General features: G+C 69.7%; 23 protein-coding genes and 1 rRNA gene. All 24 read left to right on the forward strand.

Annotated features, from left to right (window positions below):
• Positions 1-482, forward strand: a 16S ribosomal RNA gene (locus tag RN743_RS07420); the annotation flags it as partial.
• A 114-nt stretch (positions 483-596) separates the two neighbouring features.
• Positions 597-1,493, forward strand: a complete 897-nt coding sequence (gene era, locus RN743_RS07425; RefSeq protein ID WP_310778271.1) for a GTPase Era — start codon at positions 597-599, stop codon at positions 1,491-1,493.
• Positions 1,493-1,666 carry a Trm112 family protein gene (locus tag RN743_RS07430; protein ID WP_310778274.1) on the forward strand — a complete coding sequence of 58 codons (174 nt, stop codon included), beginning with the start codon at positions 1,493-1,495 and terminating at the stop codon, positions 1,664-1,666. Before era ends, RN743_RS07430 begins: the two co-directional genes overlap by 1 nt.
• Positions 1,667-1,752: 86 nt before the next feature.
• Positions 1,753-3,651 carry a ribonuclease R gene (gene rnr, locus RN743_RS07435; RefSeq protein WP_310778598.1) on the forward strand — a complete coding sequence of 633 codons (1,899 nt, stop codon included), beginning with the start codon at positions 1,753-1,755 and terminating at the stop codon, positions 3,649-3,651.
• 147 nt (positions 3,652-3,798) lie between these two features.
• A protein-coding gene (prfB, locus tag RN743_RS07440; RefSeq protein WP_343219003.1) for a peptide chain release factor 2 occupies positions 3,799-4,912 on the forward strand; the annotation gives its coding sequence in 2 pieces (ribosomal slippage) (positions 3,799-3,873 and positions 3,875-4,912; 1,113 coding nt in all).
• Entirely contained in the window at positions 4,909-6,567 is a 1,659-nt protein-coding gene (gene lysS, locus RN743_RS07445; RefSeq protein WP_310778280.1) for a lysine--tRNA ligase, read from the forward strand. Before prfB ends, lysS begins: the two co-directional genes overlap by 4 nt.
• On the forward strand, positions 6,564-7,916 hold the full coding sequence (locus RN743_RS07450; RefSeq protein WP_310778284.1) for an ABC transporter permease: 1,353 nt from the start codon (positions 6,564-6,566) through the stop codon (positions 7,914-7,916). The genes lysS and RN743_RS07450 overlap by 4 nt, the downstream gene beginning before the upstream one ends.
• Positions 7,913-8,617 carry an ABC transporter ATP-binding protein gene (locus RN743_RS07455; RefSeq protein ID WP_310778287.1) on the forward strand — a complete coding sequence of 235 codons (705 nt, stop codon included), beginning with the start codon at positions 7,913-7,915 and terminating at the stop codon, positions 8,615-8,617. Before RN743_RS07450 ends, RN743_RS07455 begins: the two co-directional genes overlap by 4 nt.
• Before the next feature lie 31 nt (positions 8,618-8,648).
• The gene (locus tag RN743_RS07460) at positions 8,649-9,143 is read left to right on the forward strand and encodes a UvrB/UvrC motif-containing protein (RefSeq protein WP_310778290.1); all 495 of its coding nucleotides are present in this window, start codon (positions 8,649-8,651) and stop codon (positions 9,141-9,143) included.
• On the forward strand, positions 9,140-10,216 hold the full coding sequence (locus RN743_RS07465) for a protein arginine kinase (RefSeq protein WP_310778291.1): 1,077 nt from the start codon (positions 9,140-9,142) through the stop codon (positions 10,214-10,216). Before RN743_RS07460 ends, RN743_RS07465 begins: the two co-directional genes overlap by 4 nt.
• Positions 10,217-10,275: 59 nt before the next feature.
• Positions 10,276-12,765 (forward strand): ATP-dependent Clp protease ATP-binding subunit, encoded by a 2,490-nt coding sequence (locus RN743_RS07470; protein ID WP_310778294.1) that lies wholly within the window; start codon positions 10,276-10,278, stop codon positions 12,763-12,765.
• On the forward strand, positions 12,762-15,191 hold the full coding sequence (gene bamA, locus RN743_RS07475; protein WP_310778297.1) for an outer membrane protein assembly factor BamA: 2,430 nt from the start codon (positions 12,762-12,764) through the stop codon (positions 15,189-15,191). The genes RN743_RS07470 and bamA overlap by 4 nt, the downstream gene beginning before the upstream one ends.
• 18 nt (positions 15,192-15,209) lie before the next feature.
• Positions 15,210-15,818 carry an OmpH family outer membrane protein gene (locus tag RN743_RS07480; protein ID WP_310778300.1) on the forward strand — a complete coding sequence of 203 codons (609 nt, stop codon included), beginning with the start codon at positions 15,210-15,212 and terminating at the stop codon, positions 15,816-15,818.
• A gap of 32 nt (positions 15,819-15,850) precedes the next feature.
• On the forward strand, positions 15,851-16,909 hold the full coding sequence (lpxD, locus tag RN743_RS07485) for a UDP-3-O-(3-hydroxymyristoyl)glucosamine N-acyltransferase (protein ID WP_310778303.1): 1,059 nt from the start codon (positions 15,851-15,853) through the stop codon (positions 16,907-16,909).
• Positions 16,906-17,781 carry a UDP-3-O-acyl-N-acetylglucosamine deacetylase gene (gene lpxC / locus RN743_RS07490; RefSeq protein WP_310778306.1) on the forward strand — a complete coding sequence of 292 codons (876 nt, stop codon included), beginning with the start codon at positions 16,906-16,908 and terminating at the stop codon, positions 17,779-17,781. Before lpxD ends, lpxC begins: the two co-directional genes overlap by 4 nt.
• Entirely contained in the window at positions 17,781-18,209 is a 429-nt protein-coding gene (gene fabZ / locus RN743_RS07495; RefSeq protein WP_310778602.1) for a 3-hydroxyacyl-ACP dehydratase FabZ, read from the forward strand. The genes lpxC and fabZ overlap by 1 nt, the downstream gene beginning before the upstream one ends.
• Positions 18,206-19,060, forward strand: coding sequence for an acyl-ACP--UDP-N-acetylglucosamine O-acyltransferase (gene lpxA / locus RN743_RS07500; RefSeq protein WP_310778311.1), 855 nt, complete (start codon positions 18,206-18,208; stop codon positions 19,058-19,060). The genes fabZ and lpxA overlap by 4 nt, the downstream gene beginning before the upstream one ends.
• Positions 19,057-20,031 carry a Gfo/Idh/MocA family oxidoreductase gene (locus tag RN743_RS07505; RefSeq protein WP_310778313.1) on the forward strand — a complete coding sequence of 325 codons (975 nt, stop codon included), beginning with the start codon at positions 19,057-19,059 and terminating at the stop codon, positions 20,029-20,031. Before lpxA ends, RN743_RS07505 begins: the two co-directional genes overlap by 4 nt.
• Complete coding sequence (locus RN743_RS07510; RefSeq protein WP_310778316.1) at positions 20,009-20,143, forward strand: hypothetical protein; 135 nt, start codon at positions 20,009-20,011, stop codon at positions 20,141-20,143. Before RN743_RS07505 ends, RN743_RS07510 begins: the two co-directional genes overlap by 23 nt.
• Before the next feature lie 26 nt (positions 20,144-20,169).
• Positions 20,170-21,306, forward strand: a complete 1,137-nt coding sequence (lpxB, locus tag RN743_RS07515) for a lipid-A-disaccharide synthase (protein ID WP_310778604.1) — start codon at positions 20,170-20,172, stop codon at positions 21,304-21,306.
• A complete protein-coding gene (locus RN743_RS07520; RefSeq protein ID WP_310778319.1) occupies positions 21,300-23,057 on the forward strand; it encodes a tetraacyldisaccharide 4'-kinase in 1,758 nt (585 codons plus the stop codon). The genes lpxB and RN743_RS07520 overlap by 7 nt, the downstream gene beginning before the upstream one ends.
• On the forward strand, positions 23,054-23,530 hold the full coding sequence (locus RN743_RS07525; protein WP_310778322.1) for a 23S rRNA (pseudouridine(1915)-N(3))-methyltransferase RlmH: 477 nt from the start codon (positions 23,054-23,056) through the stop codon (positions 23,528-23,530). The genes RN743_RS07520 and RN743_RS07525 overlap by 4 nt, the downstream gene beginning before the upstream one ends.
• Entirely contained in the window at positions 23,527-24,279 is a 753-nt protein-coding gene (locus tag RN743_RS07530) for a class I SAM-dependent methyltransferase (protein ID WP_310778325.1), read from the forward strand. The genes RN743_RS07525 and RN743_RS07530 overlap by 4 nt, the downstream gene beginning before the upstream one ends.
• Positions 24,276-25,850: a bacillithiol biosynthesis cysteine-adding enzyme BshC gene (bshC, locus tag RN743_RS07535; protein WP_310778328.1), complete on the forward strand. Its 1,575-nt coding sequence runs from the start codon at positions 24,276-24,278 to the stop codon at positions 25,848-25,850. The genes RN743_RS07530 and bshC overlap by 4 nt, the downstream gene beginning before the upstream one ends.
• The last annotated feature ends 23 nt before the right edge of the window (positions 25,851-25,873 follow it).

Genomic DNA, 25,873 nt, shown 5'->3' on the forward strand with positions numbered 1-25,873 from the left:
CGTCAGCTCGTGTCGTGAGATGTTGGGTTAAGTCCCGCAACGAGCGCAACCCTTGCCCTATGTTGCCAGCGGATCATGCCGGGGACTCATGGGGGACTGCCGGTGATAAACCGGAGGAAGGTGGGGATGACGTCAAGTCATCATGGCCCTTATGTCCAGGGCGACACACGTGCTACAATGGCCGACACAAAGGGCAGCAATACCGCGAGGTGGAGCGAATCCCAAAAAGTCGGTCCAAGTTCGGATTGGAGTCTGCAACTCGACTCCATGAAGCCGGAATCGCTAGTAATCGTAGGTCAGCCATACTACGGTGAATACGTTCCCGGGCCTTGTACACACCGCCCGTCAAGCGATGGAAGCTGGGGGTACCCGAAGCCGGTGGCCTAACCTTCGGGAGGGAGCCGTCGAAGGTAAACTCAGTGACTGGCGCTAAGTCGTAACAAGGTAGCCGTAGGGGAACCTGCGGCTGGATCACCTCCTTTCTAGGGAGATGTCCTTTCGATGAGAAAGGCACACCTGGACCTCCCGCAAGTCACTCACCTTCTTGTTCAACCTTCCGGCATCGTCGCCGGCCTGCTCCAGCCCGTGGTTCGCCCATGACGTTCAGGGCCGGTTTCGTCGCCATCGTCGGGCTTCCCAACGTCGGGAAGTCCACGCTGCTCAACGCGTTCCTCGGAGAACGGCTCGCGGCCGTCACGCCGCGGGCGCAGACGACGCAGCGGCGCCTCCTCGGGATTTACTCGGACGAAGCCGCGCAGGCCGTGTTCATCGACACGCCCGGCCTCCTGGAGCCCCGCTACACCCTGCATCGGTCGATGAGGGAAGAGGCGCTCTCGGCGCTGGAAGACGCGGATCTCGTGCTCGCCGTGACCGACGCGGGGTTCGAGCCGAGCCTCGACTGGGCCGTCGAGTTCGCGGATTCGGTGAGCGTTCCGAAGATCCTCTGCCTCAACAAGATCGACCGCCTCGCGGCACCGGGCATCGAGGAGATGCGGGCCCGATTCGCGGGTGGCGACTGGGACGGGGTATACGAGACGTGCGCCACGAGCGGCGAGGGGGTGCCGGAGTTGCTCGAAGCCCTGTCGGCGCGCCTTCCGGAGTCCCCGCCCCTGTACCCCGTGGATGAGCTCTCCGATGCGCCGGTCCGGCACTTCGTCGCAGAGATGATCCGGGAGACCTGTCTCGAGGAGTTGGCGGATGAGGTCCCTTACGCGGTGGCCGTCCGGATCGAGGAGTTCCGCGACCGCGAGGGGGGAAGGCCCACGTACATCGAGGCGCTGATCCACGTGGAGAAGGAGTCGCAGAAGGGCATCGTCGTGGGCGCCGGCGGAAGGACGATCCGCAAGCTCGGGACCCGCTCGCGCGTGAAGATCGAACGCTTCCTCGGGCGGCGGATCTATCTCCGGCTCCGGGTCAAGGTCCTCCCGAACTGGCGGAAGAAAACGCACCATCTTAGGGTGCTCGGTTTCCGGGTTCCGGCGCAGGAGAACTGATGCCCCTCGACGACAGACTGCTTGAGATCCTGGCGTGCCCGAAGTGCAAGGGCGAACTGGAGTACCGCGCCGGGGAGGGAGAGGAAGCCCTGCTCTGTCACCCCTGCCGCCTGAAGTTCGAGGTCGACGAGGGGATCCCGATCATGCTCATCGACGAGGCGAAGCCTCTCTGACCCCCGGAGAACGCAACCGAGGCCGCGGACGCTCGCGGCACCGCGGACGATCCGGGGGGCGCGAACGGTCCCGGGGCCGCGGGCGGATCAGCGGACGGCTGCAGCGGATCGAGAGCGGCGCGGGTTTCGTCATCCCGGACGAGGGGGGCGAGGACGTTTTCGTACGCGCCCGCGATCTCGGCACGGCCGTGGACGGCGACCTCGTCGCGGTGCGGATCGAAGACCGCGGACGGCGCGGGCCCCGCGGCACCATCGTCGAAGTGCTCGACCGGGCCCATCGTCGTGTCGTCGGCGTCTTCCGCGGCGAGCGCGGCCACGGCTGGCTCGCCGCCACCCGGCCGAAGCTCGGGATCGACGTGTTCATCCCGGCGCGCGACCGCGGAGAGGCCGAGTCCGGCGACCTCGCGCTCGTCGAGGTCACGGACTGGGGGGAAGAGGGTCCGGGCCCGGCGGGCCGCGTCGAACGCGTGCTCGGCCCCTCCGAAGATCCCGGCGTGGAGGTGCTCGCGATCCAGGTCGGGTACGGGATCCGCGATGCGTTCCCCGAAGCCGTCGAGGCAGCGGCGGCGGCCTTGGCCGCGCGCGGGATCCGGCCGGCGGATCTCAAGGGCCGGGAGGATTGCCGGAGCGACCGCGTGCTCACGATCGACCCCGTGGACGCCCGCGACCACGACGATGCCATCTCCATCGCGCGGCTCGCCGGGGGCGGGGCGCGGATCGGCATCCACATCGCGGACGTATCGCACTACGTGCGCGAGGGAGACCGGCTCGACGCGGAAGCCCGGGAGCGCGGCACGAGCGTATACCTGGTGGATCGGGTGCTCCCCATGCTCCCGCACGCGCTGTCGAGCGACGTCTGCTCGCTCGTGCCCGGCGAAGACCGGCTGACGCTCGCCGCCTTCCTCACCGTCGACCGCGGTGGAACGCTCTGCGGGACGCGCTTCGCACGGGCCGTCATCCGGAGCGCGCACCGGCTCTCCTACGAGGAGGCGCAGGAAGCGCTGGACGGCGAGCGTACGCCGGCGACGGAGCGGGATCCGGGCCTGCGCGGGGACCTTCGGGCGTTGCTCGAGGCGAGCCGTAGCTTCCGTCAGCGGCGCAGGGCGCGCGGGAGCCTCGACTTCGATCTGCCCGAGTCCCGGATCGTACTTGACGAGGAGGGGGCTCCCGTCGACGTGCGGCGGCGCGAGCGGCTCGACTCGCACCGGCTCATCGAGGACCTGATGATCGCGGCGAACGAAGCAGCGGCGAACTGGGCGATCGAGAAGGGGGTGCCCGTCCTCTACCGCATCCACGAGGAACCGAACCCCGAGAAGCTTGACGCGCTGCGCCTCCTGGCGGTCGAGTTCGGACTCTCCTTCCCGCAGCGGAAGCCGCGCCCGCGCGACTTCCAGCGCCTCCTCGACGCGGTGAAGGGCAGGGTAGAGGAGCCGGTCATCTCCGTTCAGGTGCTCCGGAGCCTCGCGAAGGCACGCTACGAGACGGACAACGAGGGCCATTTCGGGCTCGCATCGCCGGCGTACCTCCACTTCACCTCGCCCATCCGCCGCTACCCGGACCTCGTCGTCCATCGGCAGATGGCCCGATGGCTGGCGGAGCCGCGCAGCGCCCGCGACATCGACCGGGAATGGCTCTCGGCGACGGCCCGGCACGCTTCGGCGCGCGAAGAGAACGCGGCCCGGGCGGAGCGGGATTCGGTGGAACTCAAGAAGGTCGAGTTCATGGGCCGGCGCGTGGGCGACCACTTCGAGGGCACGATCAGCGCCACGGCCCGCTTCGGCTTCTTCGTCCGGCTCGACGCGTACGACATCGAGGGGCTCGTCCATGTGAGCCGCCTCGCGGGGGACCGCTACGTCCACGACCGGGCGAAGCATGCCCTCCGGGGCCGCCGCACGCGGAAGAGCTACCGGCTGGGGGATCCCGTGGAGGTGCAGGTCGCCCGCGTGGATCGCGGCGCCCGGCGGATCGATTTCGACCTCGTCTAGAAGCCCCGGCAAGGCCCCGCCGCCCGGCTCGGAAAGTTCGCCTTCCGGGGGGAAACGTGGTCTATTACCGCCGGTGCGGTTCCGAGACGGCACACGTCTCGCACGCCACGCAAACCTGACGCTCGAGCGAAGGGACGGGAGCCGGAAATGACGGAGTTGGCGAGACGGAAGGAACGCGCGGAGGCGCTGCGCAGCCGGCTCGATGAGCTACGGGGGTATCTTTGAGATCCCCGGGAAGCTGATCCGCATCGCGGAGCTCGAGAAGAGGATGGCGGCCCCCGACTTCTGGAACGACCGCGACGGCGCGAAAGAGGTCATCGACGAGGCGAACCTTCTCAAGAGCTGGACCCGTCCCTGGGCCGACGGGTCCGCCCGCGTGGACGACCTGCTCGAGATGGCGCTGCTGCTCGAGGGGGAAGACGACGCCGAGTTGGAGGCGGAACTCGAAGCGGGGCTCGCTCGGGCGGAAACGGAAGCCTCCCGCCTGGAGTCGCGGAACATGCTGCGGGGGGAGGACGCCCACCGCAGCGCGCTCGTCACGATCAACCCGGGCGCCGGCGGGACGGAGTCGCAGGACTGGGCGGAGATGCTCATGCGCATGTACCTGCGCTGGGCGGAGCAGCACGACTACGATGTCGAGGTCATGGACCTCCTCCCGGCCGAGGAAGCGGGCATCAAGTCGGCCACGCTCGATGTGGATGGCCAGTTCGCCTACGGGTACCTCTCCGCCGAACGGGGCGTCCACCGGCTCGTGCGCATCTCTCCGTTCGACTCGCAGGGACGCCGTCACACCTCGTTCGCCTCGGTCTTTGTCTATCCCGTCGTGGATGAGGACATCGAGGTCGCGGTCAACGATGAGGATCTCAGGGTCGACACCTTCCGCGCCTCCGGGGCGGGAGGCCAGCACGTGAACAAGACGGACTCGGCGGTGCGCATCACGCACCTCCCGACGGGCATCGTCGTCTCGTGCCAGCAGGAGCGCAGCCAGCACAAGAACAAGTCCAAGGCGATGAAGATGCTGCAGGCCGCCCTCTACCAGCGGGCCGTCGAGGAGCGGGAAGCGCGCCGGGCCGAATTGGAGGGGGCGAAGACGCGGATCGAGTGGGGCCGGCAGATCCGGTCGTACGTCCTGCAGCCCTACAAGATGGTCAAGGACCACCGGACGAACCTCGAGGTCGGCAACGTCGACGCCGTGCTCGACGGCGAGATCGACGGCTTCATCCAGGCGTTTCTCCAGGAATCCGGCAAGACGGACGCATGACGGGAATCCGGCAAGACGGGCTGGTGATCTGCCCCCCCTGCGGCTCCGCCTTCCCGGGACTCCGCGACGGCCTCTGTACCGACTGCTGGTACGCGTCGCGCGAGCGGCCGAAGCCCGTAAGGGACCGTTTCGCGAAACTCGCCCGGCTGCGCGAACTCGGCGTCGAGCCCTACGGCCAGGCCTTCGACCGGTCCCACGAGCTGCGCGAGGCCTTCGCGGCGTTCGAGGAGATGGAGACGGCGGACGACGGGGCGGCGGCCAATGGGGCGGCGGACGACGGGGACTCTCCAGAACTCGAGGGGGTCCGGGTGGCGGGCCGCATCCTCTCCTACCGCGATCTCGGAGGGAGCGCCTTCGCGCATGTCGGCGACCGCGACGGGAGGCTGCAGATCCACCTGCGGCGCAACCTCCTCGGCGATGAGGGCTCCGCGCTCATGGACCTGCTCGACCTCGGCGACTGGATCGGGGTCGAGGGGGCCGTCTTCCGGACCCGGCGCGGCGAAGTCACGGTGCGCGCGGAATCGCTCACCCTCCTGACCAAGACCCTCCGCCCGCTCCCGTTCGGCAAGGAGGAGGTCGGCGAGGATGGGGGGCGCGTCGTGCACAGCGGGTTCAGCGACCAGGCCTCGCGCTACCGGCAGCGGTACGCGGACCTGGCGGTGAACCCGGACGTCCGCGAGGTGTTCCGGATCCGGGGCAGAGTCGTCACGGAACTCCGCCGCTGGCTCGACGCACGCGGCTTCCTCGAGGTGGAGACGCCGATCCTGCAGCCGCTCTACGGGGGCGCGCTCGCCCGGCCCTTCTCCACGCACCACCACCGGCTCGACCGGAAGATGTACCTGCGGATCGCCGATGAACTCTACCTGAAGCGGCTCATCGTCGGGAATCTCGACCGCGTGTACGAGATCGGCCACGACTTCCGCAACGAGGGGATCGACCGCACGCACAACCCCGAGTTCACGATGCTCGAGCTGTACTTCGCGTTCGCCGATTACGAGGACGTGATGAGGCTCACGGAGACGATGATCGGCGATGTCGCGCGGGAGGTAATGGGGACGACGCGCTTCGCGTACGACGGGACGGAGGTCGATCTGGCCGCTCCCTGGCCGCGGGTCCGCTGGGATGAGGCGTTCTCGGAGGCCACCGGAGTCGATCCGCGGGAGGCGGGAGACGAAGATCTCCGCGCACTCGCTCGAAAGACCGGGCGCGCCGACGCGGACGAACTCTCGCGGGTGCAACTGCTGGACGCGCTGTTCTCGGATCTCGTTGAAGGCCGGATCACGAACCCGGTCTTCGTGTACGGTCACCCGATCGAGATGAGCCCGCTCGCGAAACCGAAGCGGGAAGAGCCGGCGTTTGCGGAGCGTTTCGAGGTCATCGCGTGCGGCTTCGAACTCGTGAACGCGTTCAGCGAACTCAACGACCCGGCGGACCAGTGGAACCGGTTCGCGGCGCAGCAACGGCTGAGGGAAGCGGGCGACCAGGAGGCGATGGAGATCGACGAGGACTACGTGCGGGCGCTGGAATACGGGCTGCCTCCCACGGGCGGGTTCGGGCTCGGGGTCGACCGCCTCGTGATGCTGATGACGGGACAGACGTCGATTCGCGACGTCGTCCTCTTCCCCATCCTCCGTCCGGAGGAGGGACGCCCGTGAGCGGGGGGCGGGGGCGCTTCGAGCGTTTCGTCGCCCGACGCTACCTGCGGGGGACCGGGCGCCGCATGTCGGTCTTCGGGGGCTTCCGGGCCCTCGGCCGCTTCCTCCGCCGGCCGTGGCGGCCCCTCGCCAGCGCCGGCACCGTGGACGAAAAGGACTCGAGGCTTGTCGCCTTCATCTCGAGTCTCGCCGTGGGTGGCGTGGCCGTCGGCGTGATGGCCCTCATCGTCGTCATCGGCGTCCTGAACGGCCTCCAGGAGAGCCTGAGGGACCGCATCCTCAGCGGCGGTCCGCACGCGCACGTGATGGAACTCGACAGCGGCTTCCAGATGGCCGACTGGGAGACGGTCCTCGACCGGGTCCGGGAGGATGACGATGTGGTCGCGGCCTCCCCGTTCGCCTTCAACAACGTCATCCTCACGCAGCAGGGCGACCGCTACAACGAATCCGTCGTCCTGCGCGGGATCCCGGACGACCCGGACGGGATGCGCATCGCCGGGCTCATGGAGCACCTCATCATCGGGGAACCGCCCTTCGGGGCGACCGAATCCGGCAATCCGGGCATCGTGGTGGGGCGGGGTCTCGCCCAGAGGATGGGCCTCTACCAGGGCAAGGTCATCGTCGCGGCCTCCACCCGCGACGCGACGCTTTCCGCCGCGGGGCTCTCGACCTCGCTGAGACGCTTCGAGGTCACGGGGATCTTCCAGACGGGCCTCTACCAGTACGACGACGAGCTTGCGATGGCCCCGCTCGCCGAGGCGCAGGCGCTGTTCGGACTCGGCGATGCCGTGACCGGGATCGAGTTCGACGTGAGCGACCCGTGGCGGGCGACGGAAGTGTCCGCGCGGCTGGAGGAGGCCCTCGGCTGGCCCTACCGGGTGGAGGGCTGGCAGGAACTCAACCGGAGCCTCTTCTCCGCGCTCCGGCTCGAGAAGCTCGGCATGGCCGTCGTCCTCATCCTCATCGTCCTCGTCGCTTCGTTCAACATCGTCTCGACGCTGGTGATGATGGTCGCGGACCGCACGCGCGAGATCGGCATTCTCCGTTCGATGGGGGTGAGCGCCGGCAGCGTCGGCAGGGTGTTCACGAACATGGGGCTCTTCATCGGCGTCGTCGGTACGACCCTCGGCGCCACGCTCGGCGCTATCCTGGCCTGGGCCCTGTCCCGCTACGAGTTCATCTCCCTGCCGAGCGACGTGTACTTCATCGACCGGCTGCCGATCTCGCTCGCGCCGATCGACGTCACCCTGATCATCCTCGGATCGCTGCTCATCTCCTACCTGGCCACCATTTATCCGGCGCGAAAGGCCGCGGCGCTCGCGCCGGTCGACGCCATCCGGCACGAATGACCGCGGATCGGGAGGGAGGGGAGACGGCCGCCGTGCGGGCGGCGGGACTCGAGCGGACCTTCCCGAGCCCGGATGGCGGCCTCCTCCCCGTCCTGAAGGGAATCGACCTCACCGTGGACCCGGGGGACGCCCTCGCGATCGTGGGTCCGAGTGGGTCCGGGAAGTCCACGCTGCTACATTTGCTTGGCGCCCTCGACCGGCCGACGGCGGGAGACGTCTGGCTCGGGGGCGAACGGGTGTCGGAACTCGGCGGAGAGCGGCTCGCCGAACTCAGGAACCGGTTCGTCGGCTTCGTCTTCCAGTTCCATCACCTGCTGCGCGACTTTACGGCGCTGGAGAACGTCATGCTGCCGCGGCTGATCGCGGGGGCGTCGCGGGAGGAAGCCCGCGACCGGGCGGCCGAACTGCTGGCCCAGGTGGGGTTGGCGGAACGGGCGAGCCACCGGCCGCGCCGGCTCTCCGGCGGAGAGCAGCAGCGGGTCGCGGTGGCACGGGCGCTGGCGAACGCGCCCCCGCTCGTGCTGGCGGACGAGCCGTCCGGGAACCTCGACGCCGAGGCGACGCTGCGCCTGCACGACCTGCTGTTCGAGCTGGTGGACGGACACGGCGCGGCGCTGGTCGTCGTGACACACAGCCGTGAGCTGGCGGGGCGTGCGGGTCGGGTGCTGCGCATCGAGAGCGGGGCACTCGTCGCCGCGTGACGGCGCGCCGGGCGACGTAACGGAGAAACGGATGGACTGCGAGAACTGCGGGGAGCGCAAGGCGACGATCACCCTCACGGAGATTGAGAACAACGAGATGCGTACGCTCAATCTCTGTTCGACCTGCGCGACGCTGAAGGGGGTGTCGGCCGGCAGCGGATCCGCGCCCATGGCGGACCTGCTGGCGCACCTCGGCGGGAGCGCCGGCGAGACGCTGTTCGACGAGGCCGGCGAGGCGTGCGAGTACTGCGGCACCGGAGCCGGCGACTTCCGCAAGTCCGGGAGACTGGGCTGTCCGCAGTGCTACGCGCAGTTCGACCGCCAGCTCCGTGCGCTCCTCCGCCGCGTGCATGGCTCCTCGCAGCACATGGGGAAGGTGTACGTGAGCACGGCTCCGGACGCGGATCCGGAGCAGGTCCGCCTCTCCACCCTCCGCCGACGGCTCGAGCGGGCGGTGGAGATCGAAGACTTCGAGTCCGCGGCGGACCTCAGGGACGCGATCCACGCGCTGACGGAAGTGTCGTGACGGACGGGCCCGCGGCCGCGCCGCCCATCGGGACCCACGGTCTCGACTGGCTCGATGAAGAAGGGCCGGACGGCGACATCGTCGTCTCGAGTCGCGTACGCCTCGCCCGCAACCTCCAGGGATATTCGTTCTCGGCCCACGCGACGGGAGAAGAGCGCGAAGCCCTGCTCGAGAAGGCGCGGGTGGCGACGGAGGCCGCGGGCGTGCTCGAACAGGTCGACTTCTGGGAGATCTCGCGCCTCGACCCGGTGGACCGCCTCCTCCTGCTCGAGCGGCGTCTCGTGAGCAAGGAACTCATCGGCAAACCCCAAACGGGCCCGCGTCGCGGCTCGGGCCTCGCCCTGTCCCGGACGCGGGCCCTCGGGATGATGGTGAACGAAGAGGATCACCTCCGGCTGCAGACGCTGCGGGGGGGCTTTCAGCTCGCGGCGGCGTGGCGCGACCTCGACCAGCTCGACGAGGAGATCGGCGCCCGTCTTCCGTACGCCTTCCACCAGGAGTTCGGCTTCCTCACCTCCTGTCCGACCAACGTGGGGACCGGGCTGCGGGCCTCCGTCTTCATTCATCTGCCCGGCCTCGTCCTCACCCGGCAGATCCGCAAGGTGCTCGAAGGGATGGGGCAACTCGGCGTGACCTACCGGGGTCTATACGGAGAGGGTTCGAGGATCGTCGGGAACCTGTTCCAGATTTCGAACCAGACGACGCTGGGCAAGACCGAGGAGGACCTGATCGACCAGCTCGAACGCCTGGTGGGCCGCGTGATCGGATACGAGAAGCAGGCGCGAGCCGTCCTGCTGCGCGAGGCGCCGAACGTGCTCGAGGACAAGGTGTGGCGGGCCTACGGCATCCTGTGTCACGCAAGAAGCCTGCCCTTCGAGGAGATGATGAACCTCCTCTCCGGAGTCCGGCTCGGCATCTCGCTGAAACTTCTGAAAACGCCTCGGGTAGATGTGATCAGCCGCATGATGATCCATGCCCAGACCGCACATCTCGCGCGCGCCGCCGGGCGCCGGCTCGACGAGGCGGATGCGGACGCGTTCCGCGCCAGCTACGTTCGAAGAGCCCTTGCGTAGTGGGGGGATCGGACTGAGTCACGCCGCCGGCCGTTACGTCGACGCCACATGAGGCGCGGATGAACTACAACTTCACGGATCGGGTTCGGAAGGTGCTCGCCATGGCGCGCGAGGAGGCCATCCGCCTCAAGCACGACTACGTGGGCACGGAGCACATCCTCCTCGGCCTGATCCGGGAGGGCGAGGGCGTCGCCGCCGCGGTTCTGGCCAACCTGTCCGCCGACCTCGACGAGTTGAAGCGGCTCGTGGAAGGGAACATCCGGACGGGGAAGAGCAGCTCGTCGATCGGTGAACTCCCCTACACGACGCAGGCCAAGAACGTGCTCGAGCACGCGATGGCCGAAACGGAGGAGCTCAACCACACCTACGTGGGGACGGAGCACCTCCTGCTCGGTCTCCTCCGCCAGGAGAAGGGGCTCGCGGCAAAGGTGCTCGGAGAGGCCGGCATCGGGCTCGACGGCGCGCGGGCGGAGACGCTGAAGCTGCTCGGAACGGACATGCCGGCCGGCGGCACGCCCGCCACGGCCTCCGTTTCCGACCCCGCGAGTTCGTCCGGCAAGAAGGGCGACAAGAAGTCGAAGACCCCGGCGCTGGACCATTTCTGCCGCGACCTCACGCAGCTCGCGAGGCAGGGAAAGCTCGATCCGACGATCGGGCGGCTGGGCGAGATCGAGCGCATGATGGAGGTCCTCTCGCGCCGCAAGAAGAACAACCCGGTGCTCATCGGCGAGCCGGGAGTGGGCAAGACGGCGATCGTCGAAGGGCTCGCCCAGGCCATCCAGCGGGGCGACGTGCCGGACAGCCTGAAGCGGCACCGCGTCCTCGCGCTCGACATGGCGGCGGTCATCGCCGGCACGAAGTACCGGGGTCAGTTCGAGGAGCGCCTCAAGGCGATCGTCAACGAGACCTCGCAGGCGAAGGGCGTCATCCTCTTCATCGACGAGCTGCACACGCTCGTCGGCGCGGGCGCGGCGGAAGGCGCGATCGACGCGTCGAACATGCTCAAGCCGGCCCTCTCGCGGGGGGAGCTGCAGTGCGTGGGCGCCTCCACGCTGAACGAGTACCGCAAGTACATCGAGAAGGACGGGGCGCTCGAACGCCGCTTCCAGACCGTGATCGTCGAAGCCCCGACGATCGACGAAACCGTCGAGATCCTTCAGGGCCTGCGGAAGTACTACGAGGACCACCACAACGTGGAGATCCCGGATGCGTCGCTTTCCGCCGCCGCCCGGCTGGCGGAGCGCTACATCACGGACCGCTTTCTCCCGGACAAGGCCATCGACGTGATCGATGAGGCGGGTGCCCGGTCGAGGCTCGCCGCGCAGGTGCCGCCCGCCGAGGTGCAGGAGTTTCATACGAAGCTCGAGGAACTCGCGGAGTGGAAGGACGCCGCGATCAGCGACCAGGACTTCGAGCGCGCCGCCTACCTCAGGGACCGCGAGAAGGAGGTTCAGGAGGAAATCAAGCGCCGGCGCGACGAGTGGGAACGCGCGCGGGCCGAGTACCGCCCCACGGTAGACGAGGACGATATCGCCTTCATCGTCGGTCGCTGGACCGGGATTCCGGTGACCCGGCTGCGCGAGGCGGAAACGGACCGCCTGCTCCGCATGGAGGACGAACTGCACGAGAGCGTCGTCGGACAGGACGAGGCCATCGAGGCGGTGAGTCGCGCCATCCGCCGCGGTAGGGCGGGGCTGAAGGATCCCAACCGGCCGATCGGGAGCTTCATCTTCTGCGGGCCGACCGGGGTTGGGAAGACCGAACTCGCGCGGGCCCTGGCACGCTTCCTGTTCGCGGAGGAAAGCGCACTCGTGCGCGTGGACATGTCGGAGTACATGGAGAAGTTCTCCGTGAGCCGTCTCATCGGCGCGCCGCCGGGCTACGTCGGCTACGAGGATTCCGGCGCGCTCACGAAGGCCATCCGGCGACGACCCTACAGCGTCGTCCTGCTCGACGAGATCGAAAAGGCGCATCCGGATGTCTTCAACATCCTCCTCCAGGTTCTCGACGAGGGCCGGCTCACGGACAACTACGGGCGGGTCATCGATTTCAAGAACACCGTCGTCATCATGACCTCCAACGTCGGAAGCCGTGACATTGGCAGCTCGACGCGTGTCGGGTTCACGGAAGATACGGGCGGGATCGACTATGAGCGGATCCGGGAACGAGTCTCGGACGAGATCGACCGCGTGTTCACGCCCGAATTCCTGAACAGGGTCGAAGAGACGATCGTCTTCCATCCGTTGTCGAAGGAGCAGCTGGGAGAGATCGTGCACATCCAGCTCAGGGAAGTGCAGAAGCGACTTGCGGAGGAGAGTCTCGAGCTGGAGCTGACCGATGCGGCGATCCGTTTCCTCGTGGACCGTGGCTATGACGAGAAGTTCGGGGCGCGCCCGCTCAAGCGGACGATTCAGCGGCATGTCGAGGATGCGCTCTCCGAGCGGATCCTGATGGCCGATTTCGAGCCCGGCGACCGGATCCGGGTGGACATCGCCGAAGACGAGGACAGCCTGGTGTTCGCCACGCCCACGACGTCCTCGGCGAAATGAACCGCCGACGGCCGCCTGCCGGCGCGGCGGGCGGACTGTGGCTGGCGGGCCTGATCTTCGGGCTCGCCGCGGCAGAGCCCGCGGCGGCGCAGCTTCAGCTCGACCAGTCCTCCGTCCGTGTCGATTCGGTCGTGGTGGTGGGGAACCAGCGCCACTCCGCGAACATCATCGTCACCCGGAGCGGGCTCCGCGCCGGCAACGTCGTGCGGCAGCCCCAGATCCAGGACGCGATCCGCCGCCTCTTCAGCTCCGGGGACTTCTCGGATGTCGAGGTCGGCGTGGTGGAGTCGGAGGATCCCGAGCGCGGCGTGTTCTACATCCGCGTGGAGGAACGGCCCTACATCACGCAGTACGCGTTCCGTGGACTGGAACGGGTCGACGAAGATGTCATCCGCGACACCATCGGCCTCGCGAGCAACAGTCCGCTCGACCCCAGCCGAATCGGGCGCGCGAGGGTCACGCTCCTCGAACTGCTGTCGAACGAGGGCTTTCCGACCGCGAGCGTGGATACGCTCATCCGCCCGGACCCCGCGTTTCCTCCCGACCTGCTCGTCGTGTTCGACGTGGACGAGGGGCCCCGGCTCGGGGTCACGGCGATCACGTTCGAGGGGAACGCAGCCTTCACGGACGCGGAACTGCGGGCGGCGATGGGCACGGACGAGGAGGGGTTCTTCTGGTTCGATTCCGGCGAGCTCAAGAAGGATGAGTTCCGGCGCGACCTGACGGAGCGGCTCCCGGAATTCTACCGCGCGAACGGTTATCTCGACTTCGAGGTCCTCGGGGATACGGTCATATCGGACCGCCTCACCGGGAAGGGCCGCATCGAGATCCGCGTCGAGGAGGGCGCCCGCTATCTGCTCGAGGACCTGAGGATCACGGGCAACCGCGCGTTCCCGCTCGCGACGATCGAGCCCATCGTCCGCCGCGGCCAGCACGAGGCCGAAGGGGACGAGGAGTATCCGCCCTTCAACTTCACCGCCTTCTACGCGTCGCCGGCGGACCTCGGCGACCTGTACCGGAACAACGGATACCTGGGGTCCCGCGTCACGCCGGACGTGCGGCGCGTGGACGTCCCCGAGGGCGAGTCGCCGCGCGTCACGGCCCACCTCGTCATCCAGGAAGGCCCGCGGAGCTACATCCGCGAGATCGCGATCGAGGGGAACACGGCCACGCACGACCGCGTGATCCGGAACCGCCTGCTCATCTTCCCCGGAGACGTGTACTCGCAGGAACGCCTGATCCAGTCGTTCCAGAATATCCAGGGGCTGAACTTCTTCGAGCCCCTGCCGCCGGACGAGGCGATCGACATCCGCCCGCGTCCGGACGGGGATATCGACATCTCGCTGCGCGTGCAGGAGAAGCAGACGGGGACGCTGAACTTCGGGATCACAGCCTCCGGCTACACGGGGCTCGCGGGGTTCATCGGCTATACGCAGCCGAACCTCTTCGGACTCGCGAAGACGGGGAGCTTCCGCTGGATCTTCGGCCGCCGGCAGCGCGACCTCGACATCAGCTATTCCGATCCGGAACTCCTCGGAAGCCACTACTCCGCCAACGTCTCGCTCCGGGATTCGCGCGATCAGTTCACCGGTTTCAGCCTCGGGGACCGCCGCCAGAGGGGCGGCCTGACCGAGCTCGGCGTCCCCATCTTCGGGATACGAAACACGCGCGTGTTCGTGGGCTACTCGCTCTTCGACGACGATGTGCGGGGGCTGGACACGACGAACGTGATCGGGCGGCGCTTTTCGCTCTTCTCCGGTCTGCGGTCCACGCTTTCCGGGCGCCTGGTCCAGGACAGCAGGAACAATCCCCTGTTCGCGACGGCTGGCGCCCGCAACCAGATCGCGTTCCGGCAGACGGGCGGCTTTCTGGGGGGCGACGGGAACTACCAGAAGCTCGACCTGACGAGTGAGTGGTTCGTGCCGGTGGGCCGGCTCGGCGGGGGCCCGGGGAGCACGAGCCCGCCCATCGAACTCACCTTCGGCCTCAGCTTCGAGGCGGGGCTCATCCTCGGCCGGAATCCGTTCTTCACCGAACGCTACTACGCGGGCGGCACGCAGGCGGGGATCCAGTTACGAGGGTACGACGAGGCCTCGATCACACCGTCGGGGCACATCCCGGACAACGCGCCCTTCAGCGACCTCGACCGCGTGGGCGAATCGTTCTTCCGCACGGGGGTGACTTTCGGGATCAAGCTGACGAGCAGCATCTTCATGAGCGCCTTCATGGACGCGGGGAACGTCTGGCTGGACGCAAGCCAGCTCAACCCGACGGACCTCCTGGTGGGGGCAGGGATCGGCGCGAGTCTCGTGACGCCGTTCGGTCCGCTGGGTCTCGACTACGCATACGGCTTCGATCGGCGCGACGTCCTGGGCCGGCCGGATCCGGGTTGGCAGTTGCACTTCAAGTTCGGACGCGTGTTCTGAACCGAGAGGGATACCGACATGAACTGGATCCACAGGGGCGCGGGGTCGGCGGCGATGTGCGCGCTCGCGCTTGGCGCGCTGCTCGCGGGCCCTCTGGCCGGGCAGGAGCCGGCGGGGGCGCCACCGGTGCTGGAGCTCGTCCCGCTGCCCCCCGAGGGGACGCCGATCGTCTACGTGAACACGCAGGCGATCCTCCCCGTCGCGCCCGGCGCCGATTCGGCCGGCGTCGCGTTCCAGCGCGTTTCCGACGAGTTCGAGAGTGAGTTGGACTCGCTCGCTGTCGAGATCAATTCTCTGATCGAGACGTATCAACAGCAGCAGTCCCTGCTCGACCCGTCGGGACGCCAGCAGAGGGAGCAGGAGATCCGCGACAGGCAGCAGCAGGCCACAACGAGACAGCAGGAACTGATGGGGGAACTGGATCGGCGTCGCGCGGCACTGCTCGAACCGATCGTGGTCCGCGTGAACGAGGTGATCGAGGAGATCCGGGCGGAACGCGGCTACTCGATCGTCCTCGACGTCGCCGCGGGCCTGGTGGCGGCGGACACTTCGCTCGACATCACCACCTCCGTGCTCGAGCGTCTCGGGGTCGATCTCGCCGCTCTCTCGGCCACGCCCGGCGGCTAGCGGCCCGGCGCAGCTCCGGCTCCGTTCCCCGAATGCCGGCGTTCACGGTCGCCGACCTCGCGCATCGCGTGGGCGCGGATGTACTGGGGGATCCCGACCGCCGGTTGACCGGAGTGGCCTCGCTCGACGTAGCCGGTCCGGAGGATCTCTCATTCTTCGCCCGCGAAGCGATGCGGGAGGCCGTCCGCGGGACGCGGGCCGGGGCCGTGTTGACCCCGCGCGGCTTCCAGCCGGGCGGCGTCCGGTTCAGCGTCCTGAAGGTCGACGATCCCCAGCTGTCCTTCGCCAGGATCGTGCGTCTGTTCCATCCGGAGCCGGCGCCTCCGCCGGCGATCCATCCCTCCGCCCGGGTCGACGAGGGGGCGCGAATCGGCGAGGAGGTATCGCTGGGCCCGGGGGCGGTGGTGGAGGCTGGGGCCCGGATCGGGCGCGGGACGTGGGTGGGACCCGGGACGCTCATCGGACGCGGAGCCCGGATCGGAGCGGACTGCCGGCTCGGACACGCAGTCTCCATCCTGCACGGCGTGGAGCTGGGCGACCGCGTGCGCGTGCACGCCGGCGCCCGCGTCGGGACGGATGGTTTCGGGTACGTGCCGGGGCCGGATGGGGCGCACAAGGTGCCGCAGATCGGCGGCTGCGTGATCGGCGCCGACGTCGAGATCGGCGCGAACTGCACGATCGACCGCGGCGCGCTCGACGACACGCGGATCGGGGACCGGACCAAGCTGGACAACCTCGTACACGTGGCACACAACGTGCGGATCGGGAGTGACTGCCTCATCGCCGCCCACGTCGGCATCGCGGGAAGCTGCGTGATCGGCGCCGGAACGGAGTTCGGCGGGCAGGCGGGCGTGGCCGGCCACCTGACGATCGGAGCCGGGGCGCGCATCGCGGGGCAGACGGGCGTGGTTCAGGATGTGCCGCCGGGCGCGGAGGTGGGCGGGACGCCGGCCCGCCCGCAGCGGTCGTGGCTGAAGGAGGCCGCACACCTGAGCCGGCTGCCGGAGCTCTTCCATCGTGTCGCGCGGCTCGAGCGGCGGTCCGGGGCCGGTCGGGACGGGCGGCGCAGGCCGCGCGACGGAAGCGCTTGACGCCGAAGCAGCGCACGATCGCGAGGGCCGTGGAGGTCGGCGGGCAAGGAATACACACCGGCGAGCGCTCGGTCGTGAGACTGCGCCCCGCTCCCGAACACGGCGGTCTACGCTTCCGCCGCACGGATCTCCCCGGCGCTCCGGAGATACCCGCCACGGTGGAGTCCGTGCACTCCGCGTACCGCGAAACCGCCCTCAGGAAGGGCGAAGCCATCGTTCGCACCGCCGAACACGTGCTTGCCGCCGCGCACGGACTGGCGCTCGACAACCTCTGGATCGACGTCTCGGGGCCGGAACCTCCCGCGCTCGACGGGAGCGCCGGAGCGTGGTGCGACCGGCTGCTGGAAGCCGGACCCGTCGCACAGGACGCAGACGCGCCCCGCCTCCGGATCGACCGCCCGCTGCGCCTGCGGATCGGAGGGACCCGGTACGATGTCCTGCCCGCGGAGGCTGGCCGGATTTCGGCAACGATCGACTTCGACCACCCGCTCATCGGGCGGCAGTCGGCGAGCGCCCGGCTGGACCCCGCGGAGTTCGCCCGGGAGATCGCGCCGGCGCGCACCTTCGGCCTGTCCGCGTGGGCGGAGGCGCTGGGGGAGCGCGGACTCGCCCTCGGAGCGAACCGTGAGAATACGCTCGTCCTTTCCGAAGACGGGCTTGAGGCCGGACAGGAACTCCGTTTTCCGGATGAGTTCGTGCGCCACAAGATCCTGGACATCATCGGCGACCTCGCACTCGTGGGCGCGAGGCTGCAATGTCATGTGGTCGCGGATCGGCCGGGACATCACGGCAACCTGGAACTCGCCCGCCGGCTCGTATCGCGTCATCGGGGAGCCGGAGCGAGGGAGAACGAGACGAACGAGGAAGGGTGATGGACGTCACCGAGATTCTGAACATCCTCCCGCACCGGTATCCGATGCTCCTGGTGGACCGCGTGCTCGAGATCGAGCCGGGGCAACGGATCGTCGGCCTGAAGAACGTGAGCGCGAACGAGCCGTTCTTCGCCGGACATTTTCCGGGCCGTCCAGTGATGCCGGGGGTGCTCATCATCGAGGCGCTCGCCCAGTGCGGGGGGGTCCTGCTGATGAGCGGCCTGCAGAACCCCGAGGACAAGGTCATCTACTTCCTGTCGGTGGACGGCGTGAAGTTCCGGCGGCCCGTCATCCCCGGCGACCAGTTGATCCTCGAACTCGATCTCGTCCAGGGACGGGCAAGGCGCGGAAAGCTGAAGGGGATCGCGCGGGTCGACGGCCGGATCGCGGCGGAGGCCACGATTCTCGGGCAGGTCATGGACCGGTGACCTCGGCGGGCTACGCTCCGGGGCGCCACGCGACGGCCGTCGTCGATGCGTCGGCGAGCGTCGCATCCAGCGCCACGGTGGGTCCGTACACCGTGATCGGCCCCGGCGTGGAGATCGGCGAACGGGTCCGAATCGGCCCGCACGTGCTCATCGAGCGGGATACGCGCGTGGCCGAGGATGTGCGCATCGCGAAGGGCGCCGTCCTGGGTTCGGACCCGCAGGATCTCAAATACGCCGGGGAACGCACTTTCCTGGAGATCGGACCCCGCACCGTCGTGCGTGAATTCACGACGCTGAACCGGGGGACGGCCGCGAGCGGCCTGACCGCGGTCGGGGCGGACGCGCTCGTGATGGCCTACGTGCACATCGCGCACGACTGCCTCATCGGAGATCACGTCGTGCTCGCGAACGGCGTGACGATGGGAGGACACGTCGAGATCGGGGACTGGGGGATCGTGGGCGGGCTGACGGGCATCCACCAGTTCACGCGCATCGGCCGGCACGCGATGGTCGGAGGCGGTGCGCGCGTCTCGCGCGACGTCGCACCGTACACACTGGTCGGGGGAGGCCGGACCCGCACGTACGGCGTCAACCGCATCGGCCTCGAGCGCCGGGGCTTCGAGCCGGACGCGATCCGCGCCCTCCAAGCCGCCTACCGGACGATCTTCCGGTCGGGCGAACCCCTCCGCGCGAGTCTCGATCGCGTCCGGCGGGGGGACATGACGCCTGAAGTGCGAGAACTCGTGGAGTTCATCCTCGATTCCGAGCGCGGCGTGACCCCCACCCGCGTCGGGCCGGACGACGACCTGCCGCCGGAGCCGCGCGAGGCGAAGACCCGGTCGCCCGTGTGAGCCGGATTCCGGCCGGCGTCGTCGGCGTCGGGAGGCTGGGCGCCGAGCACGCCCGGCTCCTGGCGCAGAGCGACGCGTTCGAGTTGGCGGGGATCCACGACCGGTCGGCCGCACGGGGGAAGGAGGTCGCGGACGCGCTGTCCGTGCCGGCCTTCGCGGAGGCGGAGGCGCTGCTCGACCGGGTCGAAGCCGTCGTCATCGCGGTGCCCACCGTGGCGCACCACGAGGCCGCGACGGCCGCGCTCCGGGCGGGGTGCCACACGCTGGTCGAGAAACCGCTGGCCTCGAGCCTCGCGGAGGCCGACGAGATTCTCGCGCTCGCGGAGGAAGAGGGCGTCGTCCTCGGAGTGGGACACGTCGAGCGCTTCAACGGCATCCTCCTCGCCGCGGATCCGTGGCTGGACCGGCCGCGGTTCATCGAGTCGCTGCGCATGGCGCCGTTTCGGGCCCGCGGGGCGGATACCACGGTCATCCTGGATCTCATGATCCACGACATCGACCTCGTCCTCACGCTGACGGAGGCGCCGCTGGAGGACGTGCGTGCGGTGGGCGTGCCCGTCATTACCCCCCGGATCGACCTCGCCAACGCGCGCCTCTCGTTCGAGGACGGCACCGTGGCGAACATCACCGCGAGCCGCGTGGCGTTGAAGGCGTTGCGCAAGCTGCGGTTGTTCCAGCGCTCCGGGTACTTCAGCTTGGACCTGGCGGCCGGAACGGGACAACACTACCGGCGGCGCGATCCAGGGGCCGGGACCGCGATCGCGGGGGTGGAGGCCATGGTGGAGCGTATCCCGCTGAAGGGGGGCGGCGGCGAGGCGCTCGCGCGGGAACTCGAGGCCTTCGCCGACGCGATCGCAGGACGTCCGAGCCGCCTGGTATCGGGTCGCGCGGGCAGGGAAGCGCTGGAAGTCGCGATCCGGATCACCCGCGAAATCGAGGAGTTCGTACATGTCGTTGCTCAAGATCCGTGAGGAGCGGAAGAAGCTCGGAGGGGCGGTCAAGCGGGGACCCCGGACCCTGGTCCTCCTCATTCTCCTTGCGCTCGTCCTCATGCTGATGGCCTACCTCGGCCGGGTGTCCTGACCCCACGTCCACGGCCGGCCCTCTTCATCTCCGCCGGCGAATCGTCGGGGGACCGCCACGGCGCCGCGGTTGCGCGGGAGATCCTGCGCAAGTTGCCCGGGGCGAGGCTGTTCGGGATCGGCGGCCGCGAGATGGAGGCGGCCGGAGTGTCGAGGCTCGCCGGGCTTGACGAGTTGTCGGTCATGGGGGGGACGGAGGTGCTGCGTCGCCTGCCGGGTTTCCTCCGGCTGGAGCGCAGGATCCGGCGCCTCTTCACGACAGAGGATGTGCGGCTGTTTCTTCCGATCGACTACCCGGGGCTCAACCTGCGGCTTGCCCGCGCCGCGCGGCGGCAGGGGCGGGGCGTCCTCTATTACATCGCGCCTCAGGTGTGGGCCTGGCGGGAAGGCCGGGCCCGGAAGCTCCGACGTGACTGCGACCGCGTCCTCACCGTGCTCCCGTTCGAAGCGGCACTCCTTGAGCGGTATGGCGTCCGGACGGAGTTCGTCGGCCACCCTCTCCTCGATGAAACGCGCGCTCCCCGGAGCGGCGCCGCGGCTCGCGCGGCCGCGGGGCGGCGCCCGTCCGGCGCGAGGAGGGTGGTGGGACTCTTCCCGGGATCGCGGGCCCAGGAGGTTCGGTGCATGCTGCCGGTCTTCGCGGAAGCCGCGCGCCGACTCGCGCGGCGGCATCGGGATCTCGACTTCATCATCGCGCGCCCGCCGCATCTCCCGGAAGCGCTCTACGCGGAAGCCGGCTTCCCGACCACGGGAGCGCGTGAGGCAACTGAACGGTCCTGGGCCGCCCTCACGAAGTCGGGCACGATCACGCTCGAGCTCGCGCTCGCGGGCGTGCCGATGGTCGTGGGCTACCGCATGAGCCGAGTTGAGTGGGCCATCGGCCGCCGGCTCGTACGCGTTCCCTCCATCGTGCTCGTCAACCTCGTGGCCGAGGCCCCAGTCGTCCCGGAGCTCCTGCAGGACCGGCTGACGGCCGCCCGCGCGGCGGAGGCCATCGAGGGGCTCCTCGCCGAAGAAGCGCCGGCGCGTCGCGACATGCTGCGCGGCTTCGATGTCGTTCGTGAACGACTCGGGGAACCGGGGTGCGCGGCCCGCGTCGCGAGGCACGCGATCCAACTCCTTGCGGAACCGGATTCCGAGGATCCGCCCGGCGCGGCATGCTGAGCGCCCGCCGCATCCCGTTGGGCATCGCCGTCCGGCTCGTGCGGACGGTCCTTCCCATCAGCCGGACGTGGCGCTTCCGGCACCCCGACGACCCCGGCCGGCCGTATCGGCCTCTGCTGGAGCGAGAAGTCTACGCGTGCTGGCACGAGCACCTTCTCCCGCTCACGTGCCTCCTCGCGGGCCAGGAACTCGTGACGCTCGCGAGCCGCGACCGCGATGGCGAGATCATCTCGCGGGTCCTCCGGCATCTCGGTTATGACGTGGCCCGGGGCTCGAGCACCCGCGGCGGTTCGGCCGGCTTCCGGCAGCTGGCCCGCTCCTTCGCGGCGGGACGCGGGGTGATCCTCACGGGGGATGGACCGCGCGGCCCGCGACGGTCGTTGAAGGAAGGCACGGCGCGGATCGCGAAGCTGACGGACAGCGCCGTGAGCGTGGTGGGCGTCGCGGCCTCTTCGGGCCGGCGGCTATCGAGCTGGGATCGCTTCCTCGTCCCCGCCCCCGGGGCCACCGTGTTCGTGTCGCTCGCGCCGGTCCTCGGCGAGAACGCGCCGGGCACGGGGGACGTACAGGCGGCGCTCCGGCGCGAGGTGGCGCGCTGTGAGCAGGCTGCCCGCGAGGCCTGCTGGTCCCGCCCCCCGGGAGTCGTGCGGAGCGGGAGGCGAGCCGGGCGGGACCCCTTGCCACGGTCCGGCCGCCGGACTCCGGCCCGGCGCTCGCTCGAACTCCGCCTCCGCGGCCAGTGGCGGCGTCCGCGCGCGGCGCTCCCGCTGAGGGGGCTGGCCCGCCTGTACGGCGGCGCCCACGATGCCCGGCGCCGACTCTACGATCTCAGGCTCCTCCGCACGCACTCCGCCGGCATCCCCGTGATATCGGTCGGCGGCGTCACGGTCGGGGGCAGCGGCAAGACGCCGCTCGCCGCCGGTATCGGCCGTCTGCTTCGCGAGGCCGGGCACCACCCGGCCATCCTGGCGCGGGGATACGCCGACGAACTCCAGCTCCTCGCGCACGAGGCGCCCGGAGCGTCGATCCGCGGCCACCCGGACCGGCTCCGGTCCGGGCGGCGGGCGGGGGCGGAGGGAGCGACGGTGGCGATCCTCGACGATGGCTTTCAGCACCACCGCCTCTTCCGCGACCTCGAACTCCTCGTCCTGGACCGGGACGCCCTTCGTCGCACGAACCGCGCGCGACTCCCGGCCGGCCCGTTTCGCGAGCGCTGGGAACGCGCCGTCCTCCGTGCGGACGCGATCATCAGCACGGGACGAGAGCCGTGGACGGCCGAATTGTCCCGTTTCGACCGCGAGCTCCGGGCCCGCGTCGGGAGTCTGGCTCCCGGCGTGCCCATGGCGGCGGCCGCCTTCGGCTATGGAACCGTCGAGGCCGCCAACGCGGGAGCGCGCGGCTGGACCGGCTCCCCGGCCCCCCGTCTCGCCTTGACCGGGATCATGAAGCCCAATCTCTTCTTCGCGCAGGCCGACGCCGCGTGCGCGTCGGTCCGGGAGCGACTCGCGCTGAGCGATCACGGGATTCCATCGCCGCGGGAGCGGGCGGCCGCGATCCGTGCGGCGGGGCGGGGCGGCGTGCTCACCACACGCAAGGATCTCTTCCGGTTCCGCCCGCTCTTCGACGCGGGCCTGCCGATCTGGGTGCTCCCCGAGACTCTCGCATGGAAGGCCGGCTGGGAAAACGTGAGACGCCTGATTCTCGATACGGCATCGGGCCGGAGAGACCGTGATCCGGCGGCCGAAGGGTGACGCGGATCCTCGTGGCCTCGGTCGGACGGAAGCGGGCGACCCCTCTTCGAAGGGCGACCGAGGAGTACGAGGACCGCCTGCGGCGGTACATCCGGTACGACACCGTGGTCATCGGCCCGGCAAGACTCCCGGATGCCCGCGCCGCGGAGGCGCGGGAGCGGGAGGCGGCGGCCCTCGAGCGCCGGCTCCCCGAGGACCTGGACCTCATCGCGCTCACGCGCGAGGGCGAGTACTGGACCACGCGGGCGCTCGCGGACTACCTCGACGACCTGCGGACGTACGGACGGCCCGGAGCGGCGTTTGCGATCGGCGGGGCGCATGGACTGGCCCCGCGGCTGCTTGCCCGCGCGCGGGTGCGACTCGCGCTCTCGGCCATGACGCTCCCCCACGAGGTCGCCCGGCTCATCCTCACGGAACAACTCTACCGGGCGGCCACGATCCTCCGTGGCGAGCCGTACCACAAAGGCTCGTGAGCGAACCGACGAGCGCTCCCGCCGAGTGGTTCAGGGAATGGTTCGGCCGAGCCTACCTCGAACTCTATCCGCATCGGGATGAGGAGGAGGCCGCCCGGGCCGTCGCGCTCTACCGGGAGCGTGCGGGACTCGGCGCGGGCGACCGCGTGCTCGACCTCGCCTGCGGTGCGGGACGGCACCTGCAGCGCCTCCGCGCGGTGGGCCTGCGGGCGGTCGGGATCGACCTTTCCGCGCCGCTCCTCGACGCGGCGCGAACGCGTCCGGGCGTGGACGGAGCCCTCGTCCGGGCGGACATGCGGGGGCTCCCCTTCGCCGCCGGAGCGTTCGATGGTCTCGTGAACTTCTTCACCTCCTTCGGCTACTTTCTCACGCCGGAAGAGGACATCGAGGTTCTGCGGGAAATCCGGCGCGTGCTGCGGCCCGGCGCCCCCTTCCTGATGGATTATCTGCACGCGGCCTGGGTCATCGACCGCCTCGACCCCGAGTCCGTGGGCGAGATCAACGGAACTCCCGTGCGGCAGACGCGCTGGGTGGAGGGAGACCAGGTCTTCAAGCGAATCGAGATCGGCGGAACGGCGGGCCGGGCTCCGGAAGTCTATCACGAGCGGGTGCGACTCTATTCTCCGGAGGCCCTGCGCGCCCTCCTCCGCGAGCAGGGACTCGAAGCGACGAACGCCTTCGGCGGCTATGACGGGACGCCGTTTCGGAGCGACTCGGCTCGCCTCCTCCTGCTGGGACGGACGCTTTGAATCCGCCGGAGAACCCGGCGATCCTCTCCCGGCCTCTGGGTGCCCCGGGCTCCATCGCGCACGCACTGCTGGGAGCCGACGACCCCGGTTTTCTTCCGCTCGCCAGACACCTTGCCGCGACCCCGCCTCCGCCCTCGCGCCGCTCCCGGCTCGGACCCGATGCCTTCGGCGTGTCCGGCCCCGGTGTCCGCGCGCGTCTCGAGTCCGTCCTCCGAGGGCAGGGAACCTTCGTCACGACGGGGCACCAGCCCGTCCTCCTCCTCGGACCCCTCTACGTCCTCTACAAAGCGCTCACCGCCATCTCGCTCGCCGCCCGCCTCGAGCGGGCGGTCGGCGCGCCCGTCGTCCCGCTCTTCTGGATCGCCTCGGACGACCACGACTGGGCCGAGGTGGGGAGCGCGACGCTCCTCGACCGTGCCGACGCGCCGCGGACGCTCGCCCTTCCGGTGCCCTCCGGTGGCGAGCGTCGATCCGTTGGATCCCACGTCCTGCGCGGTCCCGAAATGGAGGTCCTCGACGCCCTGTCGGAAATCGTTCCTGAATCGGAGTTTACGGCGCACTACCTCGAGTTGGTGCGAGATGCGTGCGCCGAGGGACGTCCGGTGTCCGCGGCCTTCGCCCGGCTCCTCCTGGGCGTCCTCGGCGATCGCGGATACGCCTGGATCGATTCCGCGCGACCCGAGGTCCGCCGCGCCGCGGCCCCCCTCTACCGGCAGCTCCTTGCCGACTGGGACGGAACGGTCGAGGCGGAGGCGGCGGGGGCGCACGCGCTGCGGGCTTCGGGCTTCGAACCGCCGATCCCGCCCGTCGACGATGCCCTGCCGCTGTTCTTCGACGAGGGCGCCGGCCGGCATCGCGTCCGGCGCGACGGGACCGCGCCCCCGGAGATCTGGCTCGAACGGCTGGACGCCGCGCCCGAGGGCTTTTCGCCGAACGTCGCGTCCCGCCCCGCGCTCGAGTCCCACCTCTTTCCCGTGGCCGCGACGGTACTGGGACCCGGCGAGATCGCCTACTGGAGCCAGCTCGGGCCGCTGTTCGATGCACTCGATGTTCCCCTGCCGTCCATCCAGCCGCGGGCGGCATGGACGCTGGTCGAGGCGCGCACGCGACGGATCCTCGAGCGGACCGGGCTCTCACCGCAGGATCTCGCCACGGGGGCGGAGCCGGTCGTGGAACGCCTCACGCGGGAAGCGCGGCCGGAAGGGGTGGAGCGGGCCCTCGACCGTTTCAGCGAGGAGGCGGAGGCCGGCATGGCCGCGATCGAAGCGGCCGTGGCCGAAGACGTGCCGGGACTGCGGGGGGCGGCGGGGAAGATGCGGAAGGGCATCTTCGACGCGGCCTCCGAACTGTCCCGCCAGGTGGACCGTGCGACCCGGGAACGGCTCGACGTCCGCCTGGGCCAGGTGCGCCGCGCGGCGGCGAACCTCTTTCCGCGGCGGCGCCCTCAGGAACGCGTGCTGAACCCGCTCAGCTTCCTCTGCCGCTACGGCCCGGGACTCGTGGAGCGGCTGGCCCGCGAGACCGATCGCCAGGTCGCGTCCTTCTTGGCGGGTCGCGCGGAAGATGGATAGCTTTCGGCGTTCGCGGGTACATC

Source organism: Candidatus Palauibacter scopulicola (assembly GCF_947581915.1).
In the GTDB taxonomy this organism is placed as follows: domain Bacteria; phylum Gemmatimonadota; class Gemmatimonadetes; order Palauibacterales; family Palauibacteraceae; genus Palauibacter; species Palauibacter scopulicola.